The organism is Pseudodesulfovibrio sediminis (assembly GCF_020886695.1).
Classification (GTDB): Bacteria; Desulfobacterota; Desulfovibrionia; order Desulfovibrionales; family Desulfovibrionaceae; genus Pseudodesulfovibrio; species Pseudodesulfovibrio sediminis.
Genome location: NZ_AP024485.1, coordinates 252,582 through 264,827, shown reverse-complemented (window position 1 = coordinate 264,827; position 12,246 = coordinate 252,582). Strand labels below are relative to the sequence as shown.

Below are 12,246 nucleotides of genomic sequence, written 5' to 3'. Positions count from 1 at the left end.
GAACAACTCCGTTTGTTATTTTATGACCGCAACGGTCACATCCCTGAGGGCGAGGGGCATATCTTCGGGCGCCCGACGGCGTCCGGCAAACTTCCAGGCAGGCAGCGTAGCTGTGAACAAGCCGTCTTTCTCCTGCGAAAACTCAATACCGTACTCTTCCCATGCCTCCTGCACCTCCTTGTCTCCACAGACAAGGACCGTCCCTTCAGGAATAAAACCGGGCAAGGCTTCTATAACCCGTTTCCAGGGCAGCGGGATGGTTTGTCCGTCGGATACGCCTCCGGTGTGGCTCTCGGCGCTGCCAAGGTCCACCACCCTTTTTTCCAGTCGATCTTCATCCTCAACGCCCATGGTCTTATCCATGGACTTCCATGAATCCTTGACGCCCTGCTCCAGTCCTTGCAGTTCAATCATGCGCTCTTCAAAAAACCAGGCAAGCAACAGGACGAACTGCGCCTTGGAGCGCGCTTCCTTTTCTTCTCGCTCCTTCTGGTTCTTCTCCAGAACGTCCGTAAAACGCTCCGTCAATTGCGCCTGGATGGACATGGACGACCCTTCGTAAAAATCGTCGGCAGTGACCGCTCCGAAATAGGCCATTTCGCTGGGATCTTTGAATTGTTCACCAAAGTTGATGCAATCATTGATCAATGCGTTGGCATTCTTGAAATCCAAGGGCAGATTGTCGGGCCGGAAACCGTTATCAAAAGGCTTTTCCACCAATCCGGGATCAAAAAAGGTGAGCCCCTCAAGCGGTTCCCCCGACCACAACGAGGGGTGCAGATACGGAAAAGAGAGCAGCATATGAAGACTCCTTGACTAGCTATTTAGTCTCATTTTCATGAGCATCACGTTCAAAATGGCGACATCGCCCATGGCACTTGGGCTGCGACAGAATACAGACGCCCTCAGCCTGATGGCGACAAGCAAGGGCCGGAGCCCCCGGCTCAAAAACATAGCGCTGACAGTGAAACACCTCTCGGGCCAACCGTTGAAACTGTCGGTTCCAGAGATCGGGGACAGCGTCCTGCTCCACACCAAAGCCCTCTGCTCGGGCCAAAAAATCATCAAAGGCGGATTCCCATCGTTCAATAACCTGACATCGCCAAGAGCGGGTGTACCCCGGATTGAGCCATTCCTGATAGGAACAGTGACCCAACGCATAGTGTCGGCATGAATCGCCGGGGAGTCTCTTGATATTGCCCATGTTCACCTTTGTTCGTATTCATACGGACTTGCATGCCAACTCTGGCCGCATGCCGATTGGTTTGATGTAAGACCCACACACCTAATTGTAAAGGTGGAAACCATGCATAATTTCACCCTGATGCCAACACGTAAAGAGATCGGAGTCCTTGACTGTGTTATGGCCCGGGTGTATATGCACTGACATCGTATAATCGTGAAGACATTCACCGAATTGGAGGCAATATATGTTCGGACTCGGAGTACCTGAACTTCTTATCATTCTCGCCATTGCTGTTTTCATCTTTGGCGCGAAAAAACTACCGCAGATCGGCGACGGCATCGGCAGAGCCATCAGCAACTTCAAAAAGGCCACCAATGAGCCTGAAGAAATTGATGTCACCCCTAAATCGGATAAGAGTGAAGACAAGAAAGAAAGCTAACCCGCTCGCATACGAAAATTTCAAGCCCGGCTGTCATGCAGTCGGGCTTTTCTTATACCTCGCCACTCTCTTCGGAAAAGAGTTCAAAGCCTCGACGAACGTACGCGACCCCCGACACAACAGTTGCCGCGCCCGTTATCCAGACAAAGGCTCCGGTGGTACCGGGGAAATCCAGATCAAACGAACGCTGAATCATCACGAAAATCACCAGGAAAATCTGAGCGGCTGTGGTCATCTTACTGATCCAGATGGGTTTGATGCGGCTTCTGACATCCACACCCCAAAAACTGAGCACAGCCAGTCCGCCGATGATGATGACGTCACGACTGACGACCAGCACGGTAAATCCACTGGGAATCCAGCCTTTTATGGCCAGACAAATAAATGAAGTAACGAGAAGAGCCTTGTCTGCAAGCGGATCAAGCATGGCCCCGAGTTGGGTACGCTGATTCCAGATACGGGCGAGGAACCCGTCAAGGGCATCCGTCAGACCTGCTATGGCAAAAAGAATCCACGCGAGGTTAAAGTTCTCGCTGATATAGGCCATGACAAAGAGTGGCGTCAGGAAAATCCTGAGGATAGTCAGAATATTCGGAATGGTCCAAATGGTATCCCCGGGCACAACAGTCCTCTACTTGTCTTCCTGATGCAGATGAAAACTCAAACCACGCTGCGGCAAGAAACTGGTCAACAACATATTCAGCCGCTCATGATCCGTGACACTCATGCCCCAGGTGGCACCAACACCGGAGGCCTGCATATCCATATCGACGAGTTTGACGTTCTGGACGGCTCCATCCCACTTTTTCAAGACCCTGTCGAACTCCAAGACCCCGTCAGGTGAGAACCAGCCGGAAATGGTCAGAAGCTCGGAGGGGCCCTTTGCAGCAGTTTTCTGTGTACGAGAAAAATATTTGGACCAGAGATCGAACCAGACCACAGCCATGTCTTTGTTGATGCTGACCCATTCACGATCTTCGACGACCAAGTGCCCCTTGTAAGTGCCCTCGGCCGTCTTCTCCAGGGTAAAGGCCGGGAACACGTCACCGGCAGACTCCAGCCCTGTCAACAGCATGAGCCCCTGCAATCTGAGCAAGTCCTCTTCCTTGATGGAACTGGGCCAGATGACAGACGCTGGCTGCGATGTCTCCAGGGTAGAAACAATACCCATATGCTTGAGACCGTCACGCAATGACCTGCGGTTCACCCGCACATCCAGACTCATATCCAGCCCGCCTTCAACGACTTTGGAGGATAAAATCTTGTATCCCTGAACATACGGCCGCCCGTGATTGACAAGATACTGCCTGAAGAGTTCTGCACGCTCAGCCCCCAGCTTGGAGGAAAGCATGCGCTGCGCCTCTTCCATGATCGCCTGAGCAAATCCCTCGGAAAGGGCCTGTTTCCGCAACTCCATGGCAGACATATCTTCTTTCAGAGGAGTAAAAACCGTGACTTTTGCAGCCAACACAGGGTTGATAGCAACAAGCAGGAAAAGAACTGAAAGGAATAAGAATATCGAAAATTTACGCATCTTCATTACACTTCTCCATCAAGGCAGAGTTTTCACCCTGCAAAATCGTGGGTTTATCCACAACAATAACCACCCTGCAATTGGCTGCTATGGCATCATTTTCCATGATTGCCCTGACCAGTTGCGCCATGGGTGTGGGAATAATCAAATCGGTTCGCCAGGAGCCATAGGTGCTCATGGCCTTAACGATCAAGGGATTTTTGCCTACCCGACTGCTCAGTACGGGCTTGTCCATGCGCTTGGCATAGGCCACCAGGCCCTTATTGACAACATTCTCCCGACTCACAAGGAAGGTCCCGTATGCTCCCAATCCATCCTGACCATAAATGACCGGAGCCAGAGCCGGGATGATCTTCAAGCCGCGGGCGTCAATGATGACCCCGGTATAACTGGCTGCATCGCCAGCGGGCAAGGGCTCATCATCGGAAAAATCAAAACTTTTCTCCAACGAAGTTGACAGTTTGGGCGGAATTCCACTCTGGAACTGAATGGTCTTGGGAAAAACGAGATCAGCCAGATTGCCCCTGAAGGTTTCGGACACCTTTACCGTACCACCTTCATCATAGATGCCGGGGCCCGTAAACAATGAATTGTGAACCAGCCCCCGAACCTGTGCTGCAACCCCCGCCTCACCGGAGAGATAACTGCTGACAGTCTGCCTTGAGTCAATGCGCGTCGCCATGATCATGCCAAGCAACTGCTTGCGGGCCAGGGAAGTGGCCTTGCGAATGGCAAACGGAGAAGCTGTCACTTTTCCACTACCCGGGCTTTTTTCCATGCCTCTCACAACCGTGAGCGCACCGTCACCCCAGGCAATGGTTCCCCCATTGTCAAAGTATTGCACGAAGCCGGTAAAAGCCTGTGCAGGGACGGAAAAAGTGATTAACGACAAGGCAATAAATAAATACAATCGAAATGACATCGGTGTGCTATCCTCTATATTCAATGCCGTGACCGGCAGATACTATCAATGCTTCACCGCATGTATCGTGGTTGATGCTTTTCTGCAAGCCGCTTGCCCCTCCCCTGCGTGGATGCTACAGGATGCGTTGCGGCACTCAAACCACTGGAGACTGAATGCTTGTCCACCTGATGCAACATGGCGCATGCCTGTCCAAAGAACTCGATCCCACCCAGCCCCTCAGCCCTGTAGGACGTGAGCAGGTAGAAAAATCAGCACGGGCTGCCAGAGTGCTGGGCCTGCGTTTTGAACTGGTCGTTGCCAGCCCCAAGGTCAGATCCATTCAGACAGCCGAAATAATGGCCCAGTATACAGGCTACCCCACATCCAGAATTCAGGTAACCGAATCTGTCAAGGCGATGACTCCCGCCACTGAAACAATTCACTATATTCGGGAATATGACGGCCTGGAGTCCATTCTCATTGCCGGGCACCTGCCTTCGCTCGGTTCAGTGGCCTCGGAAATTCTCGTGCCGGGGAATAATGTGGATATTGCCATCGAAAATGGCGGGATCATACAACTCAAAATGATTGTCAGCGAAAAAAAAGGGACCTTGAATTGGTATCTGACCCCTTCGCAACTCAGTGCAATCGCGACAGATTAAATCCTTTCTGCCAACCACGTCTCCACAAGATCTGCAATGCGATCATTCTCGCCTGGTGTAAACCAGTGGATGTCGGTTTCCTTGTTGAACCAGGTGATCTGACGCTTGGCATAGGCCCGCGTATTCTTGACCCAACGATACCGGGTCTCTTCCAATGACAACTCGTCACGAAGAAATCCCAACAGCTCAGCACAGCCGATACCGGTCCATCCGGGAGCGTTCCTGTCCGAACATTTCGCATAGGCTGCCCTGGATTCATCAATGGCACCGTGCGACAGCATGCTGCCGATGCGATTGGCCAAATGCGGCTCCAGATCATCCAGCCTGATCTTCATGCCGATCTTGAGGGCATCATAGGGGGCGGGCGTGTGCTCACTTTCCGTATGCCACCAGGTCATGTTCTTGCCGGTTGCCAGAAAGACTTCGGCTGCACGGGCGTTGCGCTGGGTATCATTGGGATGAATCTTGGCCGCATAGTCAGGGTCAGTCTTCACCAACTCCGCATGCATCACCTGTGGGCCGTCCTTTTTCACACGAGCAAGAACCTGCGCCCGAATCTCCTCCGGTATCTCGGGGATAGGCGCAATCCCCGAAAGCAGGGAGCGCAGATAGAGACCAGTCCCTCCCACCAGAATAGGCAGCCTTCCACCTGCGCGGACTTCCTCGATCTTCTTCACGGCCAACTCTACAAACCGGGCCGCCGTCATTTTCTCTTCCGTGGCCAGAAAACCATACAGCAAGTGGGGACATGCGGCCTGCTCCTCTGCATCGGGCTGTGCCGTAATGAGAGGGAAATCCGCATACACCTGACGGGAATCAAAATTGATAACACTGGCAGCCATTCGCCCTGCAATGGCAATGGCCGCAGCGGTCTTGCCGGTACCGGTAGGTCCCAACAGACAGACAATGGGAGGCTTGCTACTCATGCCCTTTTCTTTTCCCGCTTGCTGGTTTGAAACCATACTTCACGGCCAGAGCCTTCATCACCGGCCCCGGAACCAATCCACGGACATCCCCTCCATACTGGGAAACTTCCTTCACGATGGTGGAACTCAGATACATCCACTTGAAATCCGTCATCATGAAGACCGTCTCAATCTCTCTTTCCAGCTTACGGTTCATGAGGGCCATCTGAAACTCATACTCGAAATCCGACACAGCACGCAGGCCACGCATGATGGACCCCGCGTTGACGGACTCTACATAATCAATGAGCAGGCAGTCGAAAGGCTCGACCGTGATTCGAGGTTCATCCCTGAACACTTCCCGAGCAAGAGCGACACGCTCCTCAATGGAGAAAAGGGTTTTCTTGGGCGTGGACTTGGCAACGGCAAGAATAACATTATCAAAAACCTTGAGACCACGCCGCGTCAAGCTGACGTGTCCCATAGTCAACGGGTCAAAGGTGCCTGGGTACACAGCCAATCTGGGGTTCAATTCCGCCATAAAAATATCCTGGTCTGACCATATTCTCGGTCTGTTAACAATTCCATATCAGCAATCGGCCCCTCGGTGGGAGCCTCTATCGCAGTTTCAACTTCGGCCAACACAAAGGCTCCCGAAGCAATCCACCCATTCTTCAGCGCTTTTTCCAAAGCCGGAATCAACAGATCTTTCCCGTAAGGCGGGTCAATGAATACCAGATCAAAGGGCTCTTCCGGTTGTTTGGACAGAACGCCGAAAAGATCCTTGCTGACCACCTTGGAGTACTGTTTCGGCACATTGAGCTCTGCCAGATTCTTCCTGATCAGCCCCGCGGCCTTGGCACTTTTCTCGACAAACCACGCAGTTGTGGTTCCCCTGCTCAAACATTCCAGAGCCAGACTGCCGGACCCGGCAAACATGTCGATGACCCGGACATCGGGAAAGCATATACCACGCGCCATGAGCATGGAGAAGATGGACTCTCTCACTTTCATGGTAGCGGGTCTATATCCCGGCCCTTCGCAGGTCTTGATCCTGCGGCCTTTATATTGTCCACCAACTATTCGCATATTTACATCTCGGAGACGAGCTCAACGATATTTCGATTGATGTCAAGCAACTTGTCTCGCAGCTCGGCCTGATCCACCCAGGGACGGTTTTCCACATCGTGAACACGTTTCTTCAATTCTGCATACAAATTCTCAGAATCTGCCAGCAGGAATTCCCAGTCCACACGCGGTCTCGCGACCTCCATGTCCACCACAGACATGAATTCGGCCCCGGGTTCAAGTTCCAGCTCTTCCATGTATTCCGGAATATGAACGGAAAAACCGAATTTATCAGTTATAAGCGCACCGAATTCCTCCTGGACCTCAGCCTCGCCATGGACCAGGATCACCTTTACCGGCTTGCCTTTCATGGTGCCGAGCCAGTTCATCAGCTCATCCTGACCGGCATGGCCAGAGAAGCTGTTAATGGTAAAGATCTTGGCATTAATCGCAACCTCTTCACCGAAGAGGCGAATCTTATTGGCACCCCCCAAAATCTTTCTGCCGGGCGTACCGACACCCTGCCAGCCGACAAAAACCACGCTGGCTCCAGGGCGCCACAGGTTATGACGCAAATGATGCTTGATGCGACCGGCGTTCGCCATACCGCTGGCAGATATAATGATGGCAGGGCCGCGTGTTTCATTAATGGCCTGGGATTGCTCCCGGCTTTCCGTGAAATGCAGATTCGGCAAGTCCAGTGGGTTCTCTCCATTCGCCAAGAGCTTCCGCGTCTCTTCGTCAAAGAATTCAGGATGCTTGCGAAAGATTTCCGTAGCTCGAATCGCCAGGGGACTGTCCAGATAGACTGGCATATCCGCCGGCACTTTACCCTGCTTCTGCAAAAGGAACAGGGTATAGATCAACTGCTGGGAACGCTCCACGGCAAATGCGGGGATAACCACCTTTTCCTTATGCTCATAGCTATAGGCAATAGCCTCGGCGAGCTCGTCCATACTGCCCGCCTCATCCTTGTGATTTCGGTTGCCATATGTGGACTCAAGAAAGAGATAATCAGCACAATCAACCTCTGTCGGGTCGCTTATGATCAACTGTTCCGGACGCCCGAGATCTCCGGAGAAAACCAATTTGGTCGACTTGCCGTCCTGCTCGTACTCCACTTCAATAAATGCAGAACCGAGAATATGCCCGGCATCTTTATAGGTGACTTTAATACCTGGAGCAGGCTCAAATGTCTTGGCATATTCAACGGTTGCCAGAAGAGGCATCGTATTTTCAGCATCCGTGGTGGTGTACAGCGGCCTGATGGGCTGACTCCCGACACGCAGGCGCTTCCGGTTGGCCCATTCAGCCTCCATCTCCTGTATATGCGCACTGTCGAGGAGCATGATCTCAAGCAGGCTCCGCGTGGCCGCCGTACAATAAATAGGATTTTTGAATCCCTTGGAGACCAGGGCCGGAAGCAGACCGGTGTGATCTATATGCGCATGAGTAATCAAAATGAAATCGAGCTGTTTTCCATTATATTGATCAAAATTCCAATTGCGCTTCTCGATCTCCTTGTTACCCTGATGCAGACCGCAATCAAGCGCGAACCGTGTTGAGCCGCATTCAAGAATATAACAGGAGCCACTGACGGTTCGGGCTGCGCCCATGAAAGTAATTTTCATTAATGATCCCCATGATGAGTTCTATTGGAAGGAGTATGAACAATCCACTTCCGCACATGACGAAATAAGTGTAGTGATTTGACATCGAAACACAGTGTTAGCTGTCACTATTACATGCCTCATTAACCGCATTCAGGCAACAATTCACTTTGATAATCCAAGGAGAAACAATGATTCAACGCTCTAAGCAGTTCCTCATCGACGACCTCTCCATCAAGGAGTCCTGGAGGCTCTTCAAGATCATGTCCGAGATTGTGGATGGTTTTGAAAACCTGTCCGACATCGGCCCTGCCGTATCAATGTTCGGATCGGCCAGGACCAAGCCCGAGGACCCGCTTTACCAACAGACTGTCAAGCTTTCCAAGGCGCTCTCCGAGGCAGGATACTCCATCATCACAGGAGGCGGCCCCGGTCTCATGGAAGCCGGCAACAAAGGCGCATATGAAAACGGCGGTGAGTCCATTGGACTACATATCCACCTGCCCATGGAGCAGCACAACAACCCATATCTAAATATACGCAGTGATTTCAGATATTTCTTTATTCGCAAGCTGATGTTCATCAAGTACGCCATGGCCTACGTGGCCCTGCCTGGAGGCTATGGCACTTTGGACGAGCTGTCAGAAGCATTGGTGCTTATCCAGACTCACCGCATCAAGCCCTTCCCCATCGTCATGTTCGGTGTGGACTACTGGTCTGGCCTCATCGACTGGTTTAAAAAACAGTTGATCAGCAATGCCTTCTGCAAGGAAGAAGATCTTGATCTCTTCATCCTTACTGACGAAATCGATGAAGTGGTCAACCATATCAAGAAACACGTCATTATCTAGTTGTGACCAATCAGCAAAAAGCGCTCATATTCGGCCTGGTTGCCGTGGGCATATGGTCCACGGTAGCCTCGGCCTTCAAAATCGCACTCAGACACCTGGACCCCCTCCAGCTCCTTTTGTGCGCCTGTATCGCCTCCATCCTGGCGCTCGGCGGCATCATGGCCTACCAGGGGAAATTGCGTACACTCCTGCACATGGAAACGCGCGAAAAAGCCAGATGCTTCCTGCTCGGATTACTCAATCCGTTTTTGTACTATATGATTCTTTTCAAGGCGTATGACCTGCTACCGGCGCAGGAGGCGCAGCCCATCAATTATACGTGGGCCATCACCCTGTCGCTCCTGTCCGTACCTCTGCTTGGACAAAAACTCTCTCTCAAGGACCTGGGAGCCATTTTGCTCAGCTATTTCGGCGTGGTGGTCATCTCGACCCACGGCGATGTCCTATCCCTTCATTTCACCAATCTCACCGGCGTGGGACTGGCACTGGCAAGCACGATCATCTGGGCGCTCTATTGGATTTTCAACACCAGAAGCACAGCCGACCCTTTAGCAGGACTTCTCCTCAGCTTTCTCTGTGGTTTTCCATTCATTCTCAGCGCCACACTCTTCTTTTCGGAACTCCCAGCACTCACGCTGAGTTCAACACTGGCAGCGGGCTACGTCGGATTTTTCGAGATGGGCATCACCTTTGCCCTCTGGCTCACGGCAATGAAATACGCGGCACAACCGGATGGCGGCGGAACCGTCAGAGTCGCCAATCTGATTTTCCTCTCCCCTTTCCTCTCCCTCATATTCATTTACTTCCTTCTGGGAGAGGAGATACTGCCTGCCACCGTTGCCGGCCTCGGGTTGATCATTGCGGGCAACGCCCTGATGCAGTATTCGCCCAAAAGCGCCCGAAAGTCCTAGATGGCCACCCTGACATCGGCGGCGATGACGCCCTTTGGATTACCGTTCCCGTCAAAGAAAGGGCTGGAAACAGTGATACAGCTCTCACCCGATGCAGAAGAAGTGTAGACATCCGAAATGTAGTATGTCCGGTTATCCATGGCTCCACGGAACCAGGGACGTGTCGCCCAGTTCGACCCAAAAGCCGAAGCATCCTCACTATACCCTGACACATGGCCACCGATATTACTGACAGTCTGCGTACCTTTTTCATCAGTGATATATAACAGTTCGAGATACTCAGTGCTTCTGAGTACGCGACGCATGGCGTTCTCCTGACGCGCCCGTTCCCCGGACTGAATATCCTGAGTGCCAGCCATTTCGCCAAGTATTTCCTGAACCTTGCCATTACCCACGAGACGAAAAACTCCGGTCATGGTTGTCAGATCATCCACACCACCGGCCAGTTTATTCAAGGCCTCGGCAGCTTCCGCCATACCTCTGCCGGTTTCAGCGGAAATCGAATTGATCTCCGAGATGGTTCTGGTGACTTCTTCACTTGCGATCGACTGTTGAGACGTGGCAGCGGCAATGCCACTGATACGCTGTGCGCTGGCGCCCGAATGAGAAACAATCTCCTCAAGGGCCTGACCGGATTCCTGAGCCAAACCGGAAGCCTCATCAGCCAACGAGGCAATGGACTGAACCCCTTCAATGGTTTGGGATACGTGCGCCTGAATTCCCTCGATAGCCACACCGACATCTCTGGTAGCGTCCATGGTTTTTTCAGCCAATTTACGCACTTCGTCGGCCACGACCGCAAACCCTCGTCCGGCTTCACCGGCACGGGCGGCCTCAATGGCAGCATTGAGCGCCAAAAGATTGGTTTGATCCGCGATATCCGAGATGACTCCCATGATCTGCCCCACGCCCTGAGCCTGTGTGCCAAGGCCGGCGACCTGATCGGTTAACGACACGGCATTCTCGGACACTGTGCCTATGGATTGCAGGGTCTTGCTGACCACGCCTGAACCGTCGGAGGCTCGCTCCATAACCTGTTGCGCTTCGGAAGCCGCAGACGCTGCGCTTTCAGCGGTCTCACTGACAGCCGCATTCATTTCTTCCATTGCCGACGCGGCCTCGGAAATAAACCGTTGCTGTTCAGCGGCCCCTTCCTGGGCCTTGGTAGAAGCGGTCTCAAGCTGATTGGATTGATTGCGTATGGACTGGACCGACTGATCCAGTGTCTCGGCTGCGGAAAGAAGGCCCTGACAGCGGGCAAGTTCCCCCTGTTCGCGAGCAGTTGCAGCCTGCTCCAAGGCTTCACATGTCTTGCTGTCCGCAGCTTGAGCTACATTTTCGCACTCAATTACCCGCGAATCTAACTGCTCAATCTTATTAACAATTTGGTTCAACTCATTACAAATTACACCAAAATTGTCATCTTTCCCTTCAGGCAATTGCGCAGGACTTTCCCCACGCGAAAGAAGCGAGACAAACTTTATCAACACGCTGTATTTACTGTTGAAATATCGCCGAGTCACCAATACGGCAAGCATACAAGCCACCATGGCCAGCACCCCTGTTGCCATGAGCAACCACTGAAGCTGGTCCACCTCTGCTGACAGAATTGTAACCTGATCGTTTGACGCCCATGCCGGGATTGCGGAACCTGCCAGTAAAAGCACTGCTCCAAATACTCTCATATTTACCGCCATATAGGATTTTTTCCCTATCATTTATACACCATTTCCCATTAATTTATCTAAAATCAACAGGGGAAGACATAGCAATTCACAGACCAGACCAAAACAGTCTGAAATTATTTTCCAATAATTTTGTCAACGATCACAGCAGACAGCATTTTCCAGACAAACTCTAGAAAATCTCTAGCATAAAAAAAGCCAGCCAAAACAAGGGATTTTCTTTGGCTGGCGGATAAAATACAAAATTTTACAAAAAGTCGGGATCAATTCCCGCTTTACCACCTGCCAAAATAAGCTTCATATAGCGGATAGTGCGGTCATCCACCGGGACAATGGGGAAGTTTTCGCGACAGGCATCACACTGGGCCATGGCAGGTCTGGATGGTGCGATAAGCGGAACCTCACGGCTGCAGTGGGGACACGGATAGAGAAAGATCATCTCCATGGCCGCAGGTTTGACCGGAGTCAGTGGTTTCTTTGAGTCAGCCATT

General features: G+C 52.0%; 15 protein-coding genes. 4 read left to right on the top strand and 11 right to left on the bottom strand.

Annotated elements, in window-relative coordinates; genetic code table 11:
• Positions 1–15: 15 nt before the first annotated feature.
• On the bottom strand, positions 16–801 hold the full coding sequence (locus tag SRBAKS_RS01280) for a hypothetical protein (protein WP_229592801.1): 786 nt from the start codon (positions 799–801) through the stop codon (positions 16–18).
• Between the two features lie 19 nt (positions 802–820).
• Positions 821–1,204: a hypothetical protein gene (locus SRBAKS_RS01275; protein WP_229592799.1), complete on the bottom strand. Its 384-nt coding sequence runs from the start codon at positions 1,202–1,204 to the stop codon at positions 821–823.
• 226 nt (positions 1,205–1,430) lie between these two features.
• Here SRBAKS_RS01275 and SRBAKS_RS01270 point away from each other — a divergent pair, with 226 nt between their 5' ends.
• Positions 1,431–1,625 carry a twin-arginine translocase TatA/TatE family subunit gene (locus SRBAKS_RS01270; RefSeq protein ID WP_229592797.1) on the top strand — a complete coding sequence of 65 codons (195 nt, stop codon included), beginning with the start codon at positions 1,431–1,433 and terminating at the stop codon, positions 1,623–1,625.
• A 52-nt stretch (positions 1,626–1,677) separates the two neighbouring features.
• On the opposite strand, the gene SRBAKS_RS01265 is transcribed toward SRBAKS_RS01270, so the two are convergent.
• Genes SRBAKS_RS01265 through SRBAKS_RS01255 form a run of 3 tightly spaced genes read right to left on the bottom strand, consistent with a single transcriptional unit; the run spans position 1,678 to position 4,081 of the window.
• The gene (locus SRBAKS_RS01265; protein ID WP_229592795.1) at positions 1,678–2,247 is read right to left on the bottom strand and encodes a CDP-alcohol phosphatidyltransferase family protein; all 570 of its coding nucleotides are present in this window, start codon (positions 2,245–2,247) and stop codon (positions 1,678–1,680) included.
• A 9-nt stretch (positions 2,248–2,256) separates the two neighbouring features.
• Positions 2,257–3,165, bottom strand: coding sequence for a hypothetical protein (locus SRBAKS_RS01260; protein ID WP_229592793.1), 909 nt, complete (start codon positions 3,163–3,165; stop codon positions 2,257–2,259).
• Complete coding sequence (locus SRBAKS_RS01255; RefSeq protein ID WP_229592791.1) at positions 3,152–4,081, bottom strand: hypothetical protein; 930 nt, start codon at positions 4,079–4,081, stop codon at positions 3,152–3,154. Before SRBAKS_RS01255 ends, SRBAKS_RS01260 begins: the two co-directional genes overlap by 14 nt.
• Before the next feature lie 155 nt (positions 4,082–4,236).
• On the opposite strand from SRBAKS_RS01255, the gene sixA reads away from it, so the two are divergent.
• Complete coding sequence (sixA, locus tag SRBAKS_RS01250) at positions 4,237–4,725, top strand: phosphohistidine phosphatase SixA (RefSeq protein ID WP_229592788.1); 489 nt, start codon at positions 4,237–4,239, stop codon at positions 4,723–4,725.
• Here the strand turns inward: sixA and miaA are convergent.
• The 4 genes from miaA to SRBAKS_RS01230 are packed head-to-tail and all read right to left on the bottom strand — an operon-like array spanning position 4,722 to position 8,329.
• A complete protein-coding gene (gene miaA, locus SRBAKS_RS01245; protein ID WP_229592785.1) occupies positions 4,722–5,651 on the bottom strand; it encodes a tRNA (adenosine(37)-N6)-dimethylallyltransferase MiaA in 930 nt (309 codons plus the stop codon). The genes sixA and miaA overlap by 4 nt on opposite strands.
• Positions 5,644–6,171 carry a pantetheine-phosphate adenylyltransferase gene (coaD, locus tag SRBAKS_RS01240; protein ID WP_229592783.1) on the bottom strand — a complete coding sequence of 176 codons (528 nt, stop codon included), beginning with the start codon at positions 6,169–6,171 and terminating at the stop codon, positions 5,644–5,646. Before coaD ends, miaA begins: the two co-directional genes overlap by 8 nt.
• Entirely contained in the window at positions 6,159–6,719 is a 561-nt protein-coding gene (gene rsmD, locus SRBAKS_RS01235) for a 16S rRNA (guanine(966)-N(2))-methyltransferase RsmD (RefSeq protein ID WP_229592781.1), read from the bottom strand. The genes coaD and rsmD overlap by 13 nt, the downstream gene beginning before the upstream one ends.
• Positions 6,720–6,721: 2 nt before the next feature.
• Complete coding sequence (locus SRBAKS_RS01230; RefSeq protein ID WP_229592779.1) at positions 6,722–8,329, bottom strand: MBL fold metallo-hydrolase RNA specificity domain-containing protein; 1,608 nt, start codon at positions 8,327–8,329, stop codon at positions 6,722–6,724.
• 170 nt (positions 8,330–8,499) lie between these two features.
• On the opposite strand from SRBAKS_RS01230, the gene SRBAKS_RS01225 reads away from it, so the two are divergent.
• Positions 8,500–9,159, top strand: coding sequence for an LOG family protein (locus SRBAKS_RS01225; protein ID WP_229592777.1), 660 nt, complete (start codon positions 8,500–8,502; stop codon positions 9,157–9,159).
• Between the two features lie 2 nt (positions 9,160–9,161).
• Positions 9,162–10,070 carry a DMT family transporter gene (locus SRBAKS_RS01220; protein ID WP_229592775.1) on the top strand — a complete coding sequence of 303 codons (909 nt, stop codon included), beginning with the start codon at positions 9,162–9,164 and terminating at the stop codon, positions 10,068–10,070.
• On the opposite strand, the gene SRBAKS_RS01215 is transcribed toward SRBAKS_RS01220, so the two are convergent.
• Together SRBAKS_RS01215 and SRBAKS_RS01210 are read right to left on the bottom strand one after the other, a co-directional pair.
• Positions 10,067–11,368 carry a methyl-accepting chemotaxis protein gene (locus SRBAKS_RS01215; RefSeq protein WP_229592773.1) on the bottom strand — a complete coding sequence of 434 codons (1,302 nt, stop codon included), beginning with the start codon at positions 11,366–11,368 and terminating at the stop codon, positions 10,067–10,069. The genes SRBAKS_RS01220 and SRBAKS_RS01215 overlap by 4 nt on opposite strands.
• A gap of 634 nt (positions 11,369–12,002) precedes the next feature.
• Entirely contained in the window at positions 12,003–12,245 is a 243-nt protein-coding gene (locus tag SRBAKS_RS01210) for a hypothetical protein (RefSeq protein WP_229592771.1), read from the bottom strand.
• Position 12,246: the final 1 nt, after the last annotated feature.